We start from the raw sequence: 20,381 nt of genomic DNA on the forward strand, positions 1-20,381 counted from the left end.
ACACTCTCTCTCGCATCACCACCGTCTCAGGAGTTTTTCGCATGCCGGCATACAAGCGCATTCTGCTCAAACTGTCGGGCGAAGCGCTGATGGGGGACGACGCCTACGGCATCAACCGCGGCACCATCGTGCGCATGGTGCGCGAGGTCCAGGAGATCACCAACCTGGGCTGCGAGGTCGCCGTCGTGATCGGCGGCGGCAACATCTTCCGTGGTGTCGCCGGCGGCTCGGTCGGCATGGACCGGGCCACCGCCGACTACATGGGCATGCTGGCCACGGTGATGAACTCGCTCGCGCTGGCCGACACGATGCGCCAGGAAGGCATGACCGCTCGCGTCATGTCGGCGATCTCGATCGAGCAGGTCGTCGAGCCTTATGTGCGCCCGAAGGCGCTGCAGTACCTCGAGGAAGGCAAGATCGTCGTCTTCGCCGCCGGTACCGGCAACCCGTTCTTCACCACCGACACCGCAGCGGCGCTGCGAGGTGCCGAGATCGGCGCCGAGGTGGTGCTCAAGGCGACCAAGGTGGACGGCGTCTACAGCGCCGACCCGAACAAGGACCCGACCGCGACGCGCTACGCGACGATCGGCTTCGACGAGGCCATCTCGAAGAACCTGCAGGTCATGGACGCGGCCGCGTTCGCGCTGTGCCGCGACCAGAAGCTGCCGATCCGGGTCTTCAGCATCAACAAGCCCGGCGCCTTGAAGCGCGTCGTGCTGGGCCAGGACGAAGGCACGCTCGTGCACGTTTGACGAGGCTCCACTCTCATGACCATCGCTGACATCCACAAGACCGCCGCCGACAAGATGGCCAAGTCCATCGAGGCGTTCAAGAACGAACTGCAGAAGATCCGCACCGGCCGTGCCCACCCGGGCATCCTCGACCAGGTGCACGTCGACTACTACGGCTCGATGCTGCCGATCAGCCAGGTCGCCAACGTCACGCTGCTCGACGCCCGCACGATCAGCGTCCAGCCCTGGGAAAAGGGCATGGGCGCCAAGATCGAGAAGGCGATCCGCGAGTCCGATCTCGGCCTGAACCCGGCGGCACAGGGCGACCTGCTGCGCGTGCCGATGCCCGCGCTGACCGAGGAGCGCCGCAAGGAGCTGACCAAGGTCGTGCGCCACGCCGGCGAGGACGCCAAGATCCATGCGCGCGGGGTGCGCCGCGACGCCAACGAGCAGCTGAAGAAGCTCGTGAAGGACAAGCTCGTGTCCGAGGACGACGAGCGTCGTGGCCAGGACGATGTCCAGCGTCTGACGGACCGTACCATCGCCGAGATCGACAAGCTCGTCCAATCGAAGGAAGCGGAGGTCATGGCCGTCTGAGCCGTCCTGCGCAACCGATGACGCATCTACCGCTGACCGAAAACCTCGCGCCCAACGGCCAGGCGCCTGACCGCGCGACGCCGCGCCATGTCGCCGTCGTGATGGACGGCAACGGGCGCTGGGCGCGACAGCGCTACATGCCGCGTTTCTTCGGCCACAAGCAGGGCGTGGACACGCTCGTGCGGGCGGTCAACTCCTTCGCCGAACGCGGCGTCGAGTACCTGACGGTCTTCGCCTTCTCGTCCGAGAACTGGAAGCGGCCGTCCGACGAGGTCTCGGGCCTGATGGGCCTGGTGCTGGTCGCGGTCTCCAAGTACCTGACGAAGATGGCCGGCGACGGCGTGCGCATCCGCATCATCGGCGACCGCTCGGCGGTCTCCGACAAGCTGCGTGCCGCCTGGGACCAGGCCGAGTCGCTGACCGCGAACAACCGCCGCATCACGCTGTCGGTGGCCTTCAACTACGGCGGCCGCTGGGACGTGGTCCAGGCCTGCCGGCGCGCACTCTCCGAAGGCGTCAAGCCGGAGGACTTCGACGAGTCCTATCTGTCGCGCCACATGGCGCTGTCCTTCGCGCCCGATCCCGACCTGTTCATCCGCACCGGCGGCGAGATGCGGATGAGCAACTTCCTGCTGTGGCAGGCGGCGTACTCGGAGCTGTTCTTCACCGAGTGCCTGTGGCCCGATTTCGGCGAAGCCGAGATCGACGCCGCGCTCGCCGCCTTCGCCCAGCGTGACCGCCGTTTCGGCGGCATCCGTCCGGCGCAGGTGGTGCCCCAGAGCACCTGAACCCCATGCTGCGACAGCGGGTCATCACGGCCGTCGTCCTGCTCCTGATCCTGATCGCATCGCTGGCGGCCCCCGGGCCGGCCTGGTTCGCGATGCTCACGCTCGTGCTGCTGGCCGCGGCGGGCTGGGAGTGGGGGCGGCTGAACCAGGCCGGACAAGCGGCTTCGATCGCGATGGCGCTGCTGCTGGCGGCTGCCTGCGGCGCGGCGCTGTTCTCCGGCTGGGTCGATCTGGCGCCAGCTGGCGCCTGGTGGCTCGCCGCGCTGCTGTGGGTGGCGGGCAGTGTCGTCGCGCTGCGCGGCGGGCCTTCGGCCTGGCCGCAGCTGCCGCGTGCCGCGCGCTGGGCGCTCGGGCTGGTGATGCTGTGGGCGGCCTGGCTGGCGATCGCCCACGCCCACGTCGTCGGCCTGAACTTCATGTTCTCGGTCTTCTGCCTCGTCTGGGCGGCGGACATCTGCGCCTACTTCGGCGGCCGCGCCTTCGGCCGGCGCAAGCTGGCGCCGGCCATCAGCCCGGGCAAGAGCTGGGAAGGCGTCTGGAGCGGGCTGGCCGGCGTGCTGCTGCTGGCGGCCGCCTGGATCGCCGTCGATCGCCACTGGGTGCTGGACGGCCCCAGCCTGTACTCGCGCCTGCTGGACACGCTCGGCCCGGTCGGCGGCGTGTTCGCGCTGCTGGCGCTGACGGCGATGAGCGTCGTCGGCGACCTGATCGAATCGCTCGTCAAGCGTGCCGCCGGCGCCAAGGACAGCAGCCGGCTGCTGCCGGGCCACGGCGGCGTGCTCGACCGGGTCGACGCGTTGCTGCCGGTGTTCCCGATCGCGCTGGCCCTGGCCGCGGTCTGATCCTCATTCCCCCATCTCCGCCAGAACCATGAGCACCCCCCAGCGCCTGGTCATCCTCGGCTCGACCGGCTCCATCGGCACCAGCACGCTGGACGTCGTCGCGCGCCACCCCGAACGTTTCGAGGTCTACGGCCTCAGCGCCTTCCAGCGTGTCGACGAGCTGGCGGCGCAGTGCCGGCAGTTCCGCCCGCGCGTGGCGGTGGTGCCGAACGACGAACGCGCCGCGGCGCTGCGTGCGCTGCTGGCCGGCTGCGGCACCGAAGTCCGTGTCGGCGCCCAGGCGCTGTGCGAGCTGGTCGCCGAACCCGAGGTCGACAGCGTGATGGCCGCGATCGTCGGTGCCGCCGGTCTGCCCTCGTGCATGGCCGCGGCGCGCGCCGGCAAACGCCTGCTGCTGGCGAACAAGGAGGCGCTGGTCGTCGGCGGCGCGCTGTTCATGCAGGCGGTGGAGCAGGGCGGGGCGACGCTGCTGCCGATCGACAGCGAGCACTCGGCGATCTTCCAGTGCCTGCCCGAGGACCGCCGCGTCTGGGGCGAACGCATCGACCATCTGCTGCTGACCGCCAGCGGCGGCCCGTTCCGCCAGCGCGACCCGGCGACGCTGCACGATGTCACGCCCGAGCAGGCGGTGGCGCATCCGAACTGGGTCATGGGCCGCAAGATCTCGGTCGACTCGGCGACGATGATGAACAAAGCGCTCGAGGTGATCGAGGCGCGCTGGCTGTTCGGCCTCGAGCCCGAGCAGGTGCGCGTCGTCATCCACCCGCAGAGCATCATCCACTCGATGGTCGTGTGCCGCGACGCCTCGGTGCTGGCGCAGCTGGGCACACCCGACATGCGCGTGCCGATCGCCTACGGCCTGGCCTTCCCCGAGCGCATCCCCTGCGGCGCCTCGCGCCTGGACTTCCTGAAGCTGTCGGCGCTGACCTTCGAGGAGCCCGACCTGAAGCTCTTCCCGGGCCTGGCGCTGGCCTGGGACACGCTGCGCGGCCCGCTGGGTTCGACCGCGGTGATGAACGCGGCCAACGAGGAGGCGGTCGCCGCCTTCCTCGACCGCCGCATCGGCTTCACCGCGATCCACGCCGTCAACGCCGGCACCGTCGAGCGCCTGGCCGCGACGCTGGGGCCGGTGTCCTCCATCGACGACCTGCTGGCGCTGGACGAACGCGCCCGGGCAACCGCGCGGACCCTCATCGGAGCGCTGGCCGCGTGATCGCGACCGTCCTCGGCTTCGTGCTGACGCTCGGCGTGCTGATCGTCGTGCACGAGTACGGGCATTACCGCGTCGCGGTCGCCTGCGGCGTCAAGGTGCAGCGCTTCTCGGTCGGTTTCGGCCGTGTGCTGCTGCGCCGCGTGCGCGGTGCCGACCGCACCGAGTTCGTCCTCTGCGCGCTGCCGCTGGGTGGCTACGTGAAGATGCTCGACGAGCGCGAGGAGCCGGTCGCGCCGCACGAGCTGCACCGCGCCTTCAACCGCCAGACGCTGCCGCGGCGCGCGGCCATCGTCGCCGCCGGGCCGATCGCCAACCTGCTGCTGGCGGTGCTGCTGTACGCCGGCGCGCACTGGATCGGCATCGAGGAGCCCAAGGCCGTGCTCGGCAGCCCGCCGGCCGGCAGTGCGGCCGAGGCCGCCGGGCTGCGCGGCGGCGACTGGGTGCGCGCGGTCTCGCGCGACGGCCTCGCCTGGGACGAGGTCGACTCGATGACCGACCTGCGCTGGCAGATCACGCAGGCCGTGCTCGCCGGGCGTTCGATCGAGCTCGAGGTGAGCGACCGCGAAGGCCACGGCGCGCGCAGCCTGCACCTGGACCTCGGCGCCTATTCGGCGCGCGACGTCGACACCCGGCTGCTGGCGCAGATCGGCTTCGGCGCCCCCTTTAGCGAGGCCCGCATCGGCGAGGTCCGCGCCGGCAGCCCGGGTGCCGCGGCCGGGCTCCAGCCCGGCGACCGGGTGCTCGCCGTGGACGGCGGGCCGGTCGACGACGCCACGGCGCTGGTGCAGCGTGTGCGCGGCGCGGTGAACCAGGGCGAGGGCGTCGCGATGCGCTGGCGTGTCGAACGCGCCGGCCGTGAACTCGAGCTGACGGTGCTGCCGCGTGTCGTCATCGACGCCAGCGGTGCCGTCGGCCGCATCGACACCGTCGTCGGCGGCATGCCCGACACCGTGGTCGTGCGCCACGGCGCCATCGACGGGCTGGTGCAAGGGGCCTCGCGCACCTGGGAAGTCTCGGCGCTGACGGTCAGGATGCTGGGCAACATGCTGGTCGGCGAGGCCTCGCTGAAGAACCTCAGCGGGCCGCTGACGATCGCCGACTACGCCGGCCAGTCGGTGCAGCGCGGGCCCGCGGTCTACCTGGCTTTCCTCGCGCTGGTCAGCGTCAGCCTGGGCGTGCTCAACCTGTTGCCACTGCCGATGCTCGATGGCGGCCACCTCATGTATTACATTTTCGAAGCCGTCACCGGACGGCCAGTCTCCGAACTGTGGCTGGCGAGGCTGCAGCGCGGCGGGATCGCGGTGCTGCTGATGATGATGTCGCTCGCCCTCTTCAACGACGTGGCCCGCTTGCTGGGCCTGCACTGAACTCCATGCTTCCTGTCATTCCGACCGCTCCGCAGCGCGCGGCTGCCGCCCTGATCGCGGCCTCGGCCGTCCTGGTGACACCGGCCGCCTACGCGGTGACGCCATTCGTCCTGCAGGACATCCGCATCGAGGGCCTGCAGCGTACCGACCCCGGCACCGTGTTCGGTGCGCTGCCGTTCCGCATCGGCGACACCTACAACGACGAGAAGGGTGCCGCCGCGCTGCGTGCGCTGTTCGCGACCGGCCTCTTCAACGACGTGCGCATCGAGATCGACGGCCAGGACGCCATCGTCGTCGTCGACGAACGTGCCGTCGTCGCCTCGGTCAACTTCGTCGGCCTGAAGGAGTTCGACTCCGAGCCGCTGGTCAAGTCGCTGCGCGACGCCGGCATCGGCGAAGGGCTGCCCTTCGACAAGGCCCTGATCGACCGCGCCGAGCAGGAGATCAAGCGCCAGTACCTGACGCGCAGCCTCTACGGCGCCGAGGTCGTCACGACCGTGACGCCGCTCGAGCGCAACCGCGTCGGCGTCACCTTCACGATGAACGAAGGCGAGGCCGCGCGCATCACCGACATCCGAATCGTCGGCGCCCAGGCCTTCAAGGAATCGAGCCTGCTCGACCTGTTCGACCTGACGCCCAGCGGCTGGCTGACCTGGTACACGAAGAACGACCGTTATTCGCGCACCAAGCTCAACGCCGACCTGGAGAAGCTGCGCGCCTGGTACGTCAACCGCGGCTACCTCGAGTTCAACATCGAGTCCACCCAGGTCACGATCTCGCCCGACAAGCAGTCGATCGCGATCACGATCTCGGTGCGCGAAGGCCAGCCCTACACCGTCACCGCGGTCCGGCTGGAAGGTGACTACCTGGGCAAGGACGACGAGTTCCGAGCACTGGTGGGCATCCGCCCGGGCACACCCTACAGCGGCGACGCGGTCGCCGAGACCGGCCGCCGCATCACCGAGCGTTTCGGCCTCTACGGCTACGCCTTCGCCCGCGTCGAGCCGCGCCCCGAGATCGACCGCGAGAAGGGCCAGGTCGCGCTCGTGCTCTTTGCCGAGCCGCAACGTCGCGTCTACGTGCGCCGCATCGAGCTGGCCGGCAACTCGCGCACCCGCGACGAGGTCATCCGGCGCGAGTTCCGCCAGTTCGAGTCGTCCTGGTACGACGGCGACCGCATCAAGCTCTCGCGCGACCGCGTCGACCGCCTGGGCTACTTCAGCGACGTCGCCGTCGACACCAACGAGGTGCCGGGCGCGCCGGACCAGGTCGACCTCGCCGTCAAGGTCGAGGAAAAGTCCACCGGCAACCTGATGCTGGGCGCCGGCTACTCGAACGCCGAGCGCCTGTCGCTGACGGCCTCGATCCAGCAGGACAACGTCTTCGGCACCGGCAACTACCTGGGCATCCAGGTCAACACCAGCAAGTCGCAGCGCACGCTGGTGCTGAGCACGACCGACCCCTACTTCACCCAGGACGGCGTCTCGCGCGCGGTCGACATCTACTACCGCACGACCCGGCCCTACAACAGCCTGGGCGACAGTTACGACCTCGCGACGCCGGGCTTCTCGGTGCGTTTCGGCGTGCCGTTCTCGGAGTACGACACCGTGTTCTTCGGTGCCGGCGCCGAGATGACCAAGATCGGCACCTCGTCGGGCATCCCGCTGTCCTACCTGAACTACCGGGCTCAGTATGGCGAGACCAGCTACTCGGTGCCGCTGACGCTGGGCTGGCAGCGCGACCGCCGCGACAGCGCGCTCGTTCCCAGCCGCGGCCGCTACACGCGCGTCAACGCCGAGCTGAGCTTCATCGGCGACGTGCGCTACCTGCGCACGAACCTGCAGTACCAGGAGTACTGGGCGATGCCGCTGAAGACGACGCTGGGCTTGAACACCGAGCTTGGCTGGGGCGAGGGCCTGGGCGGCAAGGCCTTCCCGATCTTCAAGAACTTCTACGGCGGCGGCCTGGGCACGGTGCGCGGCTTCGAGCAGAACTCGCTCGGCGTCGTCGACCCGACAGGTGCCTACATCGGCGGCTCCAAGCGCCTGAATATCAACGCCTCGCTGTACTTCCCGGTGCCCGGCACCGGCAACGACAAGACGCTGCGGGTGTTCGCTTTCGGCGACGCCGGCAACGTCTGGCGCGACGGCGAAACCGTCGACCTCGGCACGCTGCGCGCCTCGACCGGCCTGGGTTTGAGCTGGGTTTCCCCGGTCGGGCCGCTGCAGTTGAGTTATGCCATCCCGGTTCGGGTTGAGCGCAACGATAAAATCCAACGTTTCCAATTCCAGATCGGGACCGCGTTCTGATGAAGATGCAGCCTATGAAATCCCTCGTTGCCGCCGCCGCCCTGATGGTGCTGGTGCCGCTGGCGGGCGCACAGGAGTTGAAGATCGGCTACGTCAACAGCGAGCGCGTGCTGCGCGAGGCCGTTCCGGCCAAGGCAGCGCAAGCGAAGCTGGAGACCGAGTTCAGCAAGCGCGAGAAGGAACTCGCCGACCAGGCCGCCAAGCTCAAGACGGCGGCCGACAAGCTCGAGAAGGACGGCCCGACGCTCGCCGAAAGCGAACGCAGCCGCCGCCAGCGCGAGCTCGTCGACCAGGACCGCGAGTTCCAGCGCAAGCGCCGCGAGTTCCAGGAAGACCTGAACCAGCGCCGCAACGAAGAGTTGGCTGGTGTCGTCGAGCGTGCCAACCGCGTCATCAAGCAGATCTTCGATCAGGAAAAGTACGACCTGATCCTGCAAGAGGTCGTGTTCGCCGGCCCGCGCGTGGACATCACCGACAAGGTGCTGAAGTCGCTGAACGCGTCCGCTGCCGCGGGCAAGTGACCCCGCATCCGTCGTGCAAGCGCGTATCGGCGACCTGGCCGCGCTGCTCGGCGGCGAACTGATCGGCGACCCGGATCACACGGTCGTCCGCATCGGCCCGCTCGAGCGCGCCGGGGCCGACACGATCGGCTTTCTCGCGAACCCCCGCTACCAGTCGCAGCTGGCCGCTTCAGCGGCCGGCTGCGTCATCGTCGCGCCGGCGATGCGCGAGGCCGCGGCGGCGCGTGGGGCGGCCATCGTCGTCGCCGACCCCTATCTCGCCTACGCCCGGCTGTCGCAGTGGTGGGCGGCGCAGGGGCGCGAGCGGCCGGCGGCCGGCGTGCACGCCAGCGCCGTCGTCGAGCCGGGCGCGCGCGTCGCGCCGGGCGCGGCCATCGGCGCGCTGGCCTTCGTTGGCGCCGGTGCCGTCGTCGAGGATGGCGCCATCGTTTCGGCGCAGGCCCATGTCGGCGAGAACGCTTTTGTCGGCGCCGGCACGCGGCTGATGCCGCGTTCGATGCTGTCCTTCGGCTGCCGCATCGGTGCGCGCGGCATCGTGCACGGTGGTGCGGTGATCGGTGCCGACGGCTTCGGCTTCGCGCCCGAGGCCGGCCGCTGGACCAAGATCGAGCAGCTGGGCGCGGTCTGGATCGGCGACGACGTCGAGATCGGCGCCAACACCTGTGTCGACCGCGGGGCGCTGGAAGACACCTTCATCGACGACGGCGTCAAGATCGACAACCTGGTGCAGATCGCGCACAACGTGCGCATTGGCGCCCACACCGCGTTCGCGGGCTGCTCGGCGGTGGCGGGCAGCACGCGCATCGGCAGCCGCTGCACGATCGGGGGCGCCGCCAACATCGTCGGCCACCTGGACATCTGCGACGGCGTGCACATCAGCGCGGCGACGCTGGTCACGGCCTCGATCCGCAAGCCCGGCCACTACACCGGCGTCTTCCCCTGCGACGAGCACGCCTCGTGGGAGAAGAACGCCGCCACCCTGAAGCATTTGCATTCCCTGCGTGAGCGCCTGCGGGCGCTGGAGAAAAAAACATCATGAGCGAGCCGGTGCTGGACATCCACAAGATCCTGAAGAAGCTGCCGCACCGCTATCCGATCCTGCTCGTCGACCGCGTCGTCGAGCTCGAGAAGAACGTGCGCATCAAGGCGCTGAAGAACGTGACGATCAACGAGCCGTTCTTCATGGGCCACTTCCCGGCGCGCCCGGTGATGCCCGGCGTCATGATGCTCGAGGCCCTGGCGCAGAGCGCCGCGCTGCTGTCTTTCGAGTCGATGGGCACCGAGCCCGGCGACGATACCGTCGTCTACTTCGTCGGCATCGACGGCGCACGTTTCAAGCGTGTCGTCGAACCCGGCGATCAGCTCGTGCTAGAGGCCTGGATCGACCGCGTCAAGGGTGGCATCTACAAGTACAAGACGCGCGCCAGCGTCGACGGCGAGACCGCCGTCGAAGCCGAGCTGATGTGCACGATGCGCAAAGTGGCTTGAGGACCGCGAACCCATGAGCCGGATCCATCCGACAGCCGTCATCGACCCGAAGGCCGAACTCGACTCGTCGGTCAGCGTCGGTCCATACACGATCGTCGGCGCCGGCGTGCGCATGGCCGCCGGTACCTCGATCGGCCCGCACTGCATCGTCGAAGGGCCGACGACCATCGGTCGCGACAACACGATCTACGGCCACGCCGCGATCGGCACCGCGCCGCAGGACATGAAGTACCGCGGCGAGCCGACCGAGCTCGTCATCGGCGAGCGCAACACGATCCGCGAGTTCTGCCACTTCAACCGCGGCACGACCCAGGACGGCGGCGTCACGCGCGTCGGCGACGACAACTGGGTCATGGCCTACGTGCACATCGCCCACGACGTGCAGCTGGGCAGCCGCTGCATCCTGGCGAACAACGCGACGCTGGCCGGCCACGTGCATGTCGGCGACTGGGTCATCGTCGGCGGGCTCAGCGGCGTGCACCAGTTCTGCCACATCGGCGCGCACGCGATGATCGGTTTCCAGAGCCACGTTTCGCAGGACGTGCCGCCGTTCATGATGGTCAGCGGCAACCCGCTGGGCGTGCACGGCTTCAACGTCGAGGGCCTGCGCCGGCGCGGCTTCTCGCGCGAGCGCATCGGCCAGGTCAAGCAGGTCCACCGCCTCCTCTACCGCGACGGCCTGACGCTGGACAAGGCGCGCGATGGCATCGTCGCGCTACGCGGCCAGGTCGAAGGCGGTGACGCCGACGTCGACCTGGTGCTCGATTTCCTCGCCGCGTCCACGCGGGGCATCGCCCGATAAACGATATGCGGCTGGCGATGGTCGCGGGCGAAGCATCCGGCGACCTGCTCGCCGGCCTGCTGCTGGGCGGGCTGCAGGAGCGCTGGCCCGAGCTGCAGGCCAAGGGCATAGGCGGGCCGAAGATGGCCGCCCGGGGGTTCGACGCCTGGTGGCCCAACGACCGGCTGGCCGTGCACGGCTACGTCGACGCGCTGCGCCATTACCGCGAGATCAAGGCGATACGCGACCGGCTCGCCGAACGCCTGCTCGACGACCCGCCCTCGGGCTTCGTCGGCGTCGACGCACCCGACTTCAACCTCGGCCTGGAGCGGCGGCTGAAGTCCGCCGGCATCAAGTCCATCCACTTCGTCTGCCCGTCGATCTGGGCCTGGCGCGGCGGCCGTGCGAAGAAGATGGCCGAGAGCTGCGACCACGTGCTCTGCCTGTTCCCGTTCGAGCCCGAGCTGCTGCAGCGCCACGGCGTCGCCGCGAGCTACGTCGGCCACCCGCTGGCCGACACGATCCCGCTGGAGCCGCCGCGGGCCGCGGCGCGCCAGGCCCTGGGTCTTGCCGAGTGTGACGCCGTCGTCGCGCTGCTGCCCGGCAGCCGGCGCGGCGAGATCGAGCACATCGCGCCGGCCTTCCTGCAGGCCGCGGCACGGCTGCAGCGTGCGCGCCCGGGCCTGCGCCTGCTGCTGCCGGTGGCGCCCGGCCTGCGGCCGCTGCTGGAGCCGCTGCTGGCCGCGCACGCGCCCGACGTGCCGATCGAGCTGCTCGACGGCCGTTCGCACGAGGTCATGGCCGCCTGCGACGTGACGCTGATCGCCAGCGGGACCGCCACGCTCGAGGCCGCGCTGTTCAAGCGGCCCATGGTCATCGGCTACCGCATGGCCGGGCTGTCCTGGCAGATCATGCGGCGCATGGGTTATCTGCCCTGGGTCGGCCTGCCCAACATCCTGTGCCGCGACTTCGTCGTGCCCGAGCTGCTGCAGGACCGCTGCGAGCCCGAGGCGCTGGCACGCGAGACACTCGCCTGGCTGGACGATGCGGCGCGCGTGCGCGCGCTGCAGAGCCGTTTCCTCGACCTGCACCACCTGCTGAGGCGCGATACCGCGCGCCGTGCCACCGATGCCATCGCGCAAGTCCTCGAAGGCCGTTCCTGAGCAGCTCGACCTCGGCTGGCACCCGCCCGGCCTGATCGCCGGCGTCGACGAGGCCGGCTGCGGCCCGCTGGCCGGCCCGGTGGTCGCGGCCGCGGTGATCCTCGACGATCTGGCGCCGGTTGCCGGCCTGGCCGATTCGAAGGCGCTGACGGCGCTGCAGCGCGAGCGCCTGTACGCCGAGATCCACGCGCGTGCGCTCTGCGTCTCGGTGGCACTCGCCAGCGTCGAGGAGATCGACACGCTCAACATCCTGCAGGCACGGCTGCTGGCGATGAAACGTGCGGTCGAGGCGCTGCGCCTGCTGCCCAAGCGTGTGCTCGTCGACGGCAACCGGCTGCCGGTGCTGCGCATCCCCGCCGACGCGATCGTGCGCGGCGACGCGCTGGTGCCGGCGATCTCGGCCGCGTCCATCGTTGCCAAAGTCGAGCGCGACCGCCTGTGCGCCGAACTGCACCAGCGCTGGCCCGACTACGGCTTCGGCGGCCACAAGGGCTATCCGACGCGCGAGCACCTGGACGCGCTGCGCCGCCTGGGCGCCTGCCCGGCGCACCGGCGCAGCTTCGCGCCGGTGCGGGCCGTGCTGGCCGGTATGCCCGCCGACGCGGAGACTGCATGAGCGACACGCTGCGTTTCATCAGGTCGCGCGACAACCCGCTGCTGGCGCGTGTGCGCCGGCTGGCGCAGGACGGCAACGCCTATCGCCGCGTCGGCCAGGTCTGGCTCGAAGGCGACCACCTCTGCGCCGCCTTGCAGGCCCGCGGCCGGCCCGCGGCCCAGGCCTTGATCGCCCGCAGCGCCTGGGAAAAGGACGAGCGCCTGCAGGCGCTCGCCGCCTGGGCGCAGGCGGTCGCCGTCGTCGACGACGTGCTGTTCGCGGCCGCGAGCGGCCTGGAGTCGCCGGCGAAGATCGGCTTCCTGCTCGACGCGCCTGCCGGCGGCGCGGTGCTCGCCGACGTGCACACGGTCGTGCTCGACCGGGTGCAGGACGCCGGCAACGTGGGCAGCATCCTGCGCAGCGCCGCGGCGCTGGGCGTGGCCCAGGTGCTGGCCTTGAAGGGCACGGCCTCGCTCTGGTCGCCCAAGGTGCTGCGCGCCGGCATGGGCGCGCACTTCGCGCTCAATCTCGTCGAGGGCCTGGACGAGGCCGGGCTCGACACGCTGGCGGTGCCGCTGGTGGCGACGTTGCCGCATGCCGGCTCGACGCTGCGCCAGGCCGCGCTGCCCGCGCGCTGCGCCTGGGTGCTGGGACACGAAGGGCAGGGCGTCACGGCTTCGCTGCAGGCCCGCTGCGCGCTCGCGGTGCGCATCCCGCAGCCGGGTGGCGAGGAGTCGCTGAACGTCGCCGCCGCCGCCGCGATCTGCCTGTACGAATCGGCGGCGCGCGCGGATCAGTAGATCAGGCGGTCCGGGCGGATGTCGCGCAGGATGGTCGTCGCGATCTCCTCGATCGACTTGTGTGTCGACGACAGCCACTGGATGCCGTCGCGCCGCATCATCGCCTCGGCCTCGTTGACCTCGTAGCGGCAGTTCTCGATCGCCGCGTAGCGGCTGCCCGGGCGGCGCTCGTTGCGGATCTGCGCCAGGCGCGTCGGCTCGATCGTCAGGCCGAAACACTTCTTGCGGTGCGGCGCCAGCATCGACGGCAGCTTGCCGCGTTCGAAGTCTTCCGGGATCAGCGGGTAGTTGGCCGCCTTCACGCCGTGCTGCATCGCCAGATACAGCGAGGTCGGCGTCTTGCCGCAGCGGCTGACGCCGACCAGGATGACGTCGGCGCGGTCGAGGTTGCGCGAGCTCTGGCCGTCGTCGTGCGCGAGGCTGAAGTTGATCGCCTCGATGCGGTCGTTGTATTCCTGGCTCTGGCTGGCGTCGTTGAAGCGGCCGACGCGGTGGTTGGACTTGACGCCCAAGGCATCTTCCAGCGGCTCGACGAATGTGCGGAACATGTCCAGGACCAGGCCGTTGCAGCCGGGGCCTGTGACCTGGGTGCGGATCTTCGGCTCGACCAGCGTGATGAAGACGATGGGCTTGCGGCCTTCGCGCAACGCGACGTCGTTGATCTCGGCGACGACGGCATCGGCCTTCTCGAGCGTGTCGATGAAGGGCCGGCGCACGTGGCGCATCTTCACCGGGAACTGGTTGAGGATCGAGTTGCCGAAGGTTTCGGCGGTGATGCCGGTGCCGTCGGAGACGAAAAAGACACTTCTTTCGATCATGGATGCTTGCGCGGCCGGGCCGTCCTGGTTTTGGTCATCATATGGAAAGACTTCCGTAGAATGGCTCGAAGCATCCTGCCTTCACCTCGACGTGACCACCCCCAGCCGACAAACAGAATCCACAAGTGCTGGATCGAGGGGTCCGAGCGTGCCTGCGGCAGCACCGGTTTTCTCACATCACGGAGCTTTACCACCATGCCTCAGGCCACTCTGGCGACCGCCCTGGTCGTACCGTTCGAACAACTGCGCATGAGCGACGTCGAGGTCGTAGGCGGCAAGAACGCCTCCCTCGGCGAAATGATCAGTCAACTGGCCGCCACCGGCGTGCGCGTTCCCGGCGGGTTCGCGACGACGGCGCACGCCTTCCGCATCTTCCTGCGCCACGGCGGTCTGGCCGAGCGCATCGAGGCGCGCCTGGCCGCGCTCGACACCGACGACGTGCGTGCGCTGGCCGAAGCCGGCGCCGAGATCCGGCGCTGGATCATCGAGACGCCGTTCCCGGCCGAGCTCGAGGCCGCGATCCGTTCGCAGTTCAAGCTGCTCGAAGGCGACAACCCCGGCGCCAGCTTCGCCGTGCGCTCCTCGGCCACCGCCGAAGACCTGCCCGACGCGTCGTTCGCCGGCCAGCAGGAGACCTTCCTTAACGTCAGCGGCATCGACTCGGTGCTGCACCACATGAAGGAAGTCTTCGCGTCGCTCTACAACGACCGCGCGATCAGCTACCGCGTGCACAAGGGCTTCGCCCACGCCGATGTCGCGCTGTCGGCCGGCGTGCAGCGCATGGTGCGTTCGGACGTCGGTGCCGCCGGCGTGATGTTCACGATCGACACCGAGTCGGGCTTCGACCAGGTGGTGCTGATCACCTCCAGCTACGGCCTGGGCGAGACCGTGGTCCAGGGTTCGGTCAACCCCGACGAGTTCTACGTCTACAAGCCGACGCTGGCCGCCGGCAAGTTTCCGATCATCCGCCGCGTGCTCGGCAGCAAGCTGCAGCGCATGGAGTTCGCGAGCGACGCCGAGAAGGCCGCCAGCGGCCGCCTCGTCAAGATCGTCGACAACCCGCCGGAGCAGCGCAACCGCTACTCGCTGGCCGACGCCGACGTCATCGAACTGGCGAAGTACGCCCAGATCATCGAGAAGCACTACGGCCGCCCGATGGACATCGAGTGGGGCAAGGACGGCGGCGACGGCCGCATCTACATCCTGCAGGCCCGGCCCGAGACCGTGAAGAGCCAGGCCGCCGGCAAGGTCGAACACCGCTTCAAGTTGAAGGGCCAGGGCACCGTGCTCGCCGAGGGCCGCGCGATCGGCCAGAAGATCGGCGCCGGCCCGGTGCGCCTGGTGCGCTCGCCGGCCGAGATGGACCGCGTGCAGCCCGGCGACGTGCTCGTCACCGACATGACCGACCCGAACTGGGAGCCGGTGATGAAGCGTGCCGCGGCCATCGTCACCAACCGCGGCGGCCGCACCTGCCACGCGGCGATCATCGCGCGTGAACTCGGCATCCCGGCCGTCGTCGGCTGCGGCGACGCCACCGAGCGTGTGCTCGACGGTGCCCTCGTCACCGTCGCCTGCTCCGAAGGCGACACCGGCCGCGTCTACGACGGCTTGCTCGAGACCGAGGTCAGCGAGGTGCAGCGCGGCGAGATGCCGTACAGCCCGGTGAAGATCATGATGAACGTCGGCAACCCGCAGCTGGCGTTCGACTTCGCGCAGATGCCGAACTCCGGCGTGGGCCTGGCCCGCCTCGAGTTCATCATCAACAACAACATCGGCGTGCACCCGAAGGCGATCCTCGACTACCCGAACATCGACTCCGAGCTGAAGAAGGCGGTCGAGTCGGTGGCGCGTGGCCACGCTTCGCCGCGTGCGTTCTACGTCGACAAGCTGGTCGAAGGCATCGCGACGATCGCCGCCGCGTTCTTCCCCAAGCCGGTGATCGTGCGCCTGTCGGACTTCAAGTCCAACGAGTACCGCAAGCTGATCGGCGGCACGCGCTACGAGCCCGAGGAAGAGAACCCCATGCTGGGCTTCCGCGGTGCCAGCCGCTACATCAGCGGCGACTTCGCCGAAGCCTTCGCGATGGAGTGCGAGGCCTTGAAGCGTGTGCGCACGGAGATGGGGCTGAACAACGTCGAGATCATGGTGCCCTTCGTTCGCACCGTGCGCCAGGCCGAACGCGTGGCGCAGATGCTCGCCGAGCGTGGCCTGAAGCGCGGCGTCGACGGCCTGCGCCTGATCATGATGTGCGAGGTGCCGAGCAACGCCATCCTGGCCGAGCAGTTCCTCGAGCACTTCGACGGCATGTCGATCGGCTCCAATGACCTGACGCAGCTGACGCTGGGCCTGGACCGCGACTCGGGGCTGGAGTTGCTGGCCAACGACTTCGACGAACGCGACCCGGCGGTCAAGGCGATGATCTCGCGTGCCATCGCCGCCTGCCGCGCCACCGGCAAGTACATCGGCATCTGCGGCCAGGGTCCCAGCGACCACCCCGACTTCGCCGAATGGCTGGCGGCCGAAGGCATCGTGTCGATCTCGCTGAACCCGGACACGGTCGTCGAGACCTGGCAGCTCCTGGCCAAGCGCTGAGAACCCGCCGCGGCTGATGTCCTCGGTCGGCAGCGGCGCAGGCGGCAGCGGCGTGCGGGGCTTCCGCCGCCGTCTGCACGGCGCCTATCTGCTGTACACGCTGGCGCTGGCCGGCTTCATCGGTGCGATGGCGGCGGCCGAGCGCTTCGGCCTCGGCCGCAACCTGATCGGCCTGACGATGCTGCTGGGCACCGTCGTGCTGTACGCGGCCATCGGGCTGCGCTGCCGCACTTCGGACGCTGCCGAGTACTACGTCGCCGGCCGGCGCGTGCCGGCCTTCTACAACGGCATGGCGACCTCGGCCGACTGGATGAGCGCGGCCTCGTTCATCGGCCTGGCCGGCACGCTCTACCTCAGCGGCTACAACGGCCTGGCCTTCGTCATCGGCTGGACCGGCGGTTTCTGCCTGGTCGCGCTGCTGATCGCGCCCTACCTGCGCAAGTTCGGCGAGTACACGATCCCCGACTTCCTCGGCGCACGCTACGGCGGCACGCTGCCGCGGCTGGTGGGCATCGTTGCCGCGGTCGTCGTCTCCTTCGTCTACGTCGTCGCCCAGATCTACGGCGTCGGCCTGATCGTCGCGCGCTTCACCGGCTTCGGCTTCGAGATCGGCATCTTCGTCGGCCTGGGCGGCGTGCTCGTCTGCTCCTTCCTCGGCGGCATGCGCGCGGTCACCTGGACCCAGGTGGCGCAGTGCATCATCCTCGTCGTCGCCTATCTGGCCCCGGTGGCCTGGCTGTCGCTGAAGGTCAGCGGCAACCCGGTGCCGCAGGTGGCGATGGGGCAGGTGCTGCAGGCGGTGAGCGAGCGCGAGGCGCAGCTCGTCGCCGACCCGGGCGAGCGCGAGGTGATGGCGGCCTACGCGCAGCGCGCCGCGGTCGCCGGCGCCAAGCTGCTGGACGTGCCGGCGGCGATGGCCGAGGACCGAGCCGCGGCCCAGCGCCGCGTCGAGCGGCTGACCGAGGCGGCGGCGCCGCTGGCCGAAGTGCAGGCGGCGCGGCGCACGCTGGCGGCGCTGCCGCGCACCGAGGACGAGGCACGGCGCCTGTACGGCGAGGAGCAGGCTTCGGCCGAAGCCTGGTCGCAGCCGCTGGGCGGCATGCCGCCGCACGCGCAGGCCTTCGCCGCCAACCCGCGCGGCGCACCGGCGTCACGGCCCGGCGAAGAACATTCACGGCGCAACTTCCTGGCGCTCGTCTTCTGCCTGATGCTGGGCACCGCCGGGCTGCCGCACATCCTGACGCGCTTCTACACCACGCCCTCGGTGCGCGAGGCGCGGCGTTCGGTCGGCTGGACGCTGCTGTTCATCTGCGCGCTCTATCTGACGGCGCCGGCGCTGGCGCTGCTGGTCAAGCACGAGGTCTTCAACGGCCTCGTCGGCACGCCGTTCGACAGCCTGCCGTCCTGGATCGCGAGCTGGTCCAAGGTCGACCCGTCGCTGGTGCAGGTCAGCGACGTCAACGGCGACGGCATCCTGCAGCTGGGCGAGCTGCACATCGGCGCCGACCTGGTGACGCTGGCCGCACCCGAGATCGCCGGGCTGCCCTACGTGATCTCGGCGATGGTCGCCGTCGGCGGGCTGGCCGCGGCGCTGTCCACCGCCGACGGGCTCTTGCTGACGATCTCGAACGCGCTCTCGCACGACCTCTACTACCGCGTCATCGACCCCAAGCGCCCGAGTTCGCGCCGCGTCGCCGTCTCCAAGGTGCTGCTGCTGGTGGTGGCGCTGGCCGCGGCCTACGTCGCGTCGATGCGCATTGCCGACATCCTGTTCCTGGTCGCGGCGGCGTTTTCGCTCGCCGCCTCGTCCTTCTTCCCGGCGCTGGTGCTGGGTGTCTTCTGGAAACGCGCCAACCGCTGGGGCTGCGTCGGCGGCATGCTCACCGGGCTGGTGGTCACCAGCTACTACATGGCGACGACCCAGCCCTGGCTGCGCGGGCTCTTCGGTGTCACGCAGCCGCTGGAGGACTGCCTGTGGCTGGGCATCGCGCCGATTGCCGCCGGCGTCTTCGGCGTGCCGGCGGCTTTCGTCGTGATGCTGCTGCTGAGCCTGGCAACGCCGCGGCCCGACGGCGCGAGCGAGCGCCTGGTCGACCGCATCCGCGACCCCCGGCCCGGCGGCTAGGGCGGCGCCTCGCCAACGAGCGGCCGGCGGGTTATACTCGCAGGCTTTTCGCCTTGCCGCCCCCCATTGAACCAGACGCAACGGGGCGGCTTTCCTCAACGGGAATCCACAAGGAGACTCAATGCGTCACTACGAGATCGTTCTGCTGATCCATCCGGATCAAAGCGAACAGGTTCCGGCCATGCTGGAACGCTACAAGACCCTGGTCACCGCCGGCGGCGGCAAGGTCCATCGGGTCGAAGATTGGGGCCGTCGTCAGCTGGCCTACATGATCCAGAAGCTCGCGAAGGCGCACTACCTGTGCCTGAACATCGAAGCCAGCAGCGCTGTGCTCGAAGAGCTGGAGACGGGCTTCCGCTTCAACGACGCCGTCCTGCGCCACCTCACGGTGCGCAAGGAAAAGGCCGAGACGACGCCGTCGATCATGATGAAGGCGGTCGAACGCGAAGAATCGCGCAAGGCCAGCCAGCAGGAGGCTGCGGCCTGACGCACACGTTTGCGCCTGCCACCGCGGGGTGTCGATGAACCGGCTGGTTCTCTCGGCGCAACTGGTGGAGCGGGGCGCACTGCGGTACACCCCCGCCGGCCTTCCGGCCCTGGACCTGAGCTTGAAGCACGAGTCCGAGGTCGTCGAGAACGGCAGTCCGCGCAAGGTCTCGCTGGAGATCCGGGCGCTGGCAATCGGGGCGGACATCACCGCGGTGCTCGCCAAGCTGGCGCTGGGCAGCGACGCCGAATTCGGCGGCTTCCTGGCAGCCCTGCGCAACGGACGCGGCATGCGGTTCCACATCACGTCGGTCGCCCCCGTGGGCTGACCGGTTCACTGTTCCGGATAGTTTTCAGCATTCCCAGGAGGTCTTATGGCTCCCCCCCGTGGCAAGGGTCGCTTCTCGAAGGACAAGCGTCCGAAGCGCAACACCCAGTCGCTTCTCTTCCGCCGCAAGCGTTTCTGCCGCTTCACCGTGGCCGGCGTCGAGGAAATCGACTACAAGGAAATCGACACGCTGCGTGACTTCATCAGCGAGAACGGCAAGATCACGCCGGCTCGCCTGACCGGCACGCGCGCCTACTACCAGCGCCAGCTGACGACGGCCATCAAGCGCGCCCGCTTCCTGGCGCTGCTGCCGTACTCCGACCAGCACAAGGTCTGAGGAGCACCGACATGCAAGTGATCCTTCTCGAAAAGGTCGTCAAACTCGGCAACCTCGGCGACATCGTCAAGGTCAAGGACGGCTACGCCCGCAACTTCCTGATCCCGACCAAGCTCGCGCGCCGCGCGACCGAAGCCGCGATCAAGGAATTCGCCGAGCGCCGCGCCGAACTGGAAAAGACCGCCGCCGCCAAGCTGGCTGCCGCCCAGACCCTGGGTGAACAGCTCGCCGGTTCCGCCGTGCGCATCACGCAGAAGGCCGGCGTCGACGGCCGTCTGTTCGGCTCGGTGACCAACGCCGACATCGCCGACGCGCTGACCAAGGCCGGCAAGCCGGTGCAGAAGTCGCAGGTGCGACTGCCCAACGGTCCGCTGAAGACCACCGGCGACCACACCGTCGCGGTTGCGCCGCACGGCGACGTCGTCGTCGAGCTGACGGTCCAGGTGGTTGCGCAGGTCGACTGAAGCGCCTACGCTTTTACCTCCCGTCTGAAGAAGGCC

Annotated in this window: 21 protein-coding genes; 20 read left to right on the top strand and 1 reads right to left on the bottom strand. The window is 69.4% G+C overall.

Annotated features, from left to right (window positions below; translation table 11 throughout):
* Positions 1 to 41: 41 nt before the first annotated feature.
* From pyrH to CKO43_RS07310, 14 genes are read left to right on the top strand one after another with little or no spacing between them, the layout of a single operon-like run.
* Positions 42 to 752, top strand: coding sequence for a UMP kinase (gene pyrH / locus CKO43_RS07245; protein WP_200228667.1), 711 nt, complete (start codon positions 42 to 44; stop codon positions 750 to 752).
* Between the two features lie 15 nt (positions 753 to 767).
* Entirely contained in the window at positions 768 to 1,328 is a 561-nt protein-coding gene (gene frr / locus CKO43_RS07250; RefSeq protein WP_200228669.1) for a ribosome recycling factor, read from the top strand.
* A 17-nt stretch (positions 1,329 to 1,345) separates the two neighbouring features.
* Complete coding sequence (gene uppS, locus CKO43_RS07255; protein WP_200228671.1) at positions 1,346 to 2,116, top strand: polyprenyl diphosphate synthase; 771 nt, start codon at positions 1,346 to 1,348, stop codon at positions 2,114 to 2,116.
* A gap of 5 nt (positions 2,117 to 2,121) precedes the next feature.
* Positions 2,122 to 2,958: a phosphatidate cytidylyltransferase gene (locus CKO43_RS07260; RefSeq protein WP_200378269.1), complete on the top strand. Its 837-nt coding sequence runs from the start codon at positions 2,122 to 2,124 to the stop codon at positions 2,956 to 2,958.
* A gap of 28 nt (positions 2,959 to 2,986) precedes the next feature.
* A complete protein-coding gene (locus CKO43_RS07265) occupies positions 2,987 to 4,171 on the top strand; it encodes a 1-deoxy-D-xylulose-5-phosphate reductoisomerase (protein WP_200378270.1) in 1,185 nt (394 codons plus the stop codon).
* Positions 4,168 to 5,538, top strand: coding sequence for an RIP metalloprotease RseP (gene rseP, locus CKO43_RS07270; protein WP_200378271.1), 1,371 nt, complete (start codon positions 4,168 to 4,170; stop codon positions 5,536 to 5,538). The genes CKO43_RS07265 and rseP overlap by 4 nt, the downstream gene beginning before the upstream one ends.
* A 5-nt stretch (positions 5,539 to 5,543) precedes the next feature.
* On the top strand, positions 5,544 to 7,847 hold the full coding sequence (bamA, locus tag CKO43_RS07275) for an outer membrane protein assembly factor BamA (protein ID WP_200228678.1): 2,304 nt from the start codon (positions 5,544 to 5,546) through the stop codon (positions 7,845 to 7,847).
* A 14-nt stretch (positions 7,848 to 7,861) separates the two neighbouring features.
* A complete protein-coding gene (locus CKO43_RS07280) occupies positions 7,862 to 8,368 on the top strand; it encodes an OmpH family outer membrane protein (protein WP_200228679.1) in 507 nt (168 codons plus the stop codon).
* Positions 8,369 to 8,381: 13 nt separating this feature from the next.
* On the top strand, positions 8,382 to 9,407 hold the full coding sequence (gene lpxD / locus CKO43_RS07285) for a UDP-3-O-(3-hydroxymyristoyl)glucosamine N-acyltransferase (protein WP_200228680.1): 1,026 nt from the start codon (positions 8,382 to 8,384) through the stop codon (positions 9,405 to 9,407).
* An 8-nt stretch (positions 9,408 to 9,415) separates the two neighbouring features.
* Positions 9,416 to 9,856, top strand: a complete 441-nt coding sequence (gene fabZ / locus CKO43_RS07290) for a 3-hydroxyacyl-ACP dehydratase FabZ (RefSeq protein ID WP_200228712.1) — start codon at positions 9,416 to 9,418, stop codon at positions 9,854 to 9,856.
* Positions 9,857 to 9,869: 13 nt separating this feature from the next.
* On the top strand, positions 9,870 to 10,658 hold the full coding sequence (lpxA, locus tag CKO43_RS07295) for an acyl-ACP--UDP-N-acetylglucosamine O-acyltransferase (RefSeq protein WP_200228681.1): 789 nt from the start codon (positions 9,870 to 9,872) through the stop codon (positions 10,656 to 10,658).
* A gap of 17 nt (positions 10,659 to 10,675) precedes the next feature.
* On the top strand, positions 10,676 to 11,800 hold the full coding sequence (gene lpxB, locus CKO43_RS07300) for a lipid-A-disaccharide synthase (protein WP_242481087.1): 1,125 nt from the start codon (positions 10,676 to 10,678) through the stop codon (positions 11,798 to 11,800).
* The gene (gene rnhB, locus CKO43_RS07305) at positions 11,766 to 12,416 is read left to right on the top strand and encodes a ribonuclease HII (RefSeq protein WP_200228683.1); all 651 of its coding nucleotides are present in this window, start codon (positions 11,766 to 11,768) and stop codon (positions 12,414 to 12,416) included. The genes lpxB and rnhB overlap by 35 nt, the downstream gene beginning before the upstream one ends.
* On the top strand, positions 12,413 to 13,195 hold the full coding sequence (locus tag CKO43_RS07310; protein ID WP_200228684.1) for a TrmH family RNA methyltransferase: 783 nt from the start codon (positions 12,413 to 12,415) through the stop codon (positions 13,193 to 13,195). Before rnhB ends, CKO43_RS07310 begins: the two co-directional genes overlap by 4 nt.
* On the opposite strand, the gene ppsR is transcribed toward CKO43_RS07310, so the two are convergent.
* Entirely contained in the window at positions 13,189 to 14,013 is an 825-nt protein-coding gene (ppsR, locus tag CKO43_RS07315; protein ID WP_200378273.1) for a posphoenolpyruvate synthetase regulatory kinase/phosphorylase PpsR, read from the bottom strand. The two genes, CKO43_RS07310 and ppsR, sit on opposite strands and share 7 nt — an antisense overlap.
* A gap of 195 nt (positions 14,014 to 14,208) precedes the next feature.
* On the opposite strand from ppsR, the gene ppsA reads away from it, so the two are divergent.
* The 6 genes from ppsA (at position 14,209) to rplI (ending at position 20,345) form a co-directional block, all read left to right on the top strand.
* Positions 14,209 to 16,605, top strand: a complete 2,397-nt coding sequence (gene ppsA / locus CKO43_RS07320) for a phosphoenolpyruvate synthase (RefSeq protein WP_200228686.1) — start codon at positions 14,209 to 14,211, stop codon at positions 16,603 to 16,605.
* A 16-nt stretch (positions 16,606 to 16,621) separates the two neighbouring features.
* Complete coding sequence (locus CKO43_RS07325) at positions 16,622 to 18,730, top strand: sodium:solute symporter family protein (protein ID WP_200378274.1); 2,109 nt, start codon at positions 16,622 to 16,624, stop codon at positions 18,728 to 18,730.
* Between the two features lie 121 nt (positions 18,731 to 18,851).
* Positions 18,852 to 19,217 (top strand): 30S ribosomal protein S6, encoded by a 366-nt coding sequence (gene rpsF / locus CKO43_RS07330; protein WP_200228688.1) that lies wholly within the window; start codon positions 18,852 to 18,854, stop codon positions 19,215 to 19,217.
* Between the two features lie 34 nt (positions 19,218 to 19,251).
* Entirely contained in the window at positions 19,252 to 19,545 is a 294-nt protein-coding gene (gene priB / locus CKO43_RS07335; protein ID WP_200228689.1) for a primosomal replication protein N, read from the top strand.
* 45 nt (positions 19,546 to 19,590) lie between these two features.
* On the top strand, positions 19,591 to 19,881 hold the full coding sequence (gene rpsR / locus CKO43_RS07340) for a 30S ribosomal protein S18 (RefSeq protein WP_200228691.1): 291 nt from the start codon (positions 19,591 to 19,593) through the stop codon (positions 19,879 to 19,881).
* 11 nt (positions 19,882 to 19,892) lie between these two features.
* Complete coding sequence (rplI, locus tag CKO43_RS07345; protein WP_200228692.1) at positions 19,893 to 20,345, top strand: 50S ribosomal protein L9; 453 nt, start codon at positions 19,893 to 19,895, stop codon at positions 20,343 to 20,345.
* Positions 20,346 to 20,381: the final 36 nt, after the last annotated feature.

Source organism: Rubrivivax gelatinosus (assembly GCF_016583785.1).
Lineage (GTDB): Bacteria > Pseudomonadota > Gammaproteobacteria > Burkholderiales > Burkholderiaceae_C > Rubrivivax > Rubrivivax gelatinosus_B.

Bases quoted from the DNA above. Each gene is read 5' to 3' on its own strand.
- pyrH (WP_200228667.1), top strand. From the start codon at position 42: ATGCCGGCATACAAGCGCATTCTGCTCAAACTGTCGGGCGAAGCGCTG.
- frr (WP_200228669.1), top strand. From the start codon at position 768: ATGACCATCGCTGACATCCACAAGACCGCCGCCGACAAGATGGCCAAG.
- uppS (WP_200228671.1), top strand. From the start codon at position 1,346: ATGACGCATCTACCGCTGACCGAAAACCTCGCGCCCAACGGCCAGGCG.
- CKO43_RS07260 (WP_200378269.1), top strand. From the start codon at position 2,122: ATGCTGCGACAGCGGGTCATCACGGCCGTCGTCCTGCTCCTGATCCTG.
- CKO43_RS07265 (WP_200378270.1), top strand. From the start codon at position 2,987: ATGAGCACCCCCCAGCGCCTGGTCATCCTCGGCTCGACCGGCTCCATC.
- bamA (WP_200228678.1), top strand. From the start codon at position 5,544: ATGCTTCCTGTCATTCCGACCGCTCCGCAGCGCGCGGCTGCCGCCCTG.
- CKO43_RS07280 (WP_200228679.1), top strand. From the start codon at position 7,862: ATGAAATCCCTCGTTGCCGCCGCCGCCCTGATGGTGCTGGTGCCGCTG.
- lpxA (WP_200228681.1), top strand. From the start codon at position 9,870: ATGAGCCGGATCCATCCGACAGCCGTCATCGACCCGAAGGCCGAACTC.
- lpxB (WP_242481087.1), top strand. From the start codon at position 10,676: ATGGTCGCGGGCGAAGCATCCGGCGACCTGCTCGCCGGCCTGCTGCTG.
- rnhB (WP_200228683.1), top strand. From the start codon at position 11,766: ATGCCATCGCGCAAGTCCTCGAAGGCCGTTCCTGAGCAGCTCGACCTC.
- CKO43_RS07310 (WP_200228684.1), top strand. From the start codon at position 12,413: ATGAGCGACACGCTGCGTTTCATCAGGTCGCGCGACAACCCGCTGCTG.
- ppsR (WP_200378273.1), bottom strand. From the start codon at position 14,013: ATGATCGAAAGAAGTGTCTTTTTCGTCTCCGACGGCACCGGCATCACC.
- ppsA (WP_200228686.1), top strand. From the start codon at position 14,209: ATGCCTCAGGCCACTCTGGCGACCGCCCTGGTCGTACCGTTCGAACAA.
- CKO43_RS07325 (WP_200378274.1), top strand. From the start codon at position 16,622: ATGTCCTCGGTCGGCAGCGGCGCAGGCGGCAGCGGCGTGCGGGGCTTC.
- rpsF (WP_200228688.1), top strand. From the start codon at position 18,852: ATGCGTCACTACGAGATCGTTCTGCTGATCCATCCGGATCAAAGCGAA.
- priB (WP_200228689.1), top strand. From the start codon at position 19,252: ATGAACCGGCTGGTTCTCTCGGCGCAACTGGTGGAGCGGGGCGCACTG.
- rpsR (WP_200228691.1), top strand. From the start codon at position 19,591: ATGGCTCCCCCCCGTGGCAAGGGTCGCTTCTCGAAGGACAAGCGTCCG.
- rplI (WP_200228692.1), top strand. From the start codon at position 19,893: ATGCAAGTGATCCTTCTCGAAAAGGTCGTCAAACTCGGCAACCTCGGC.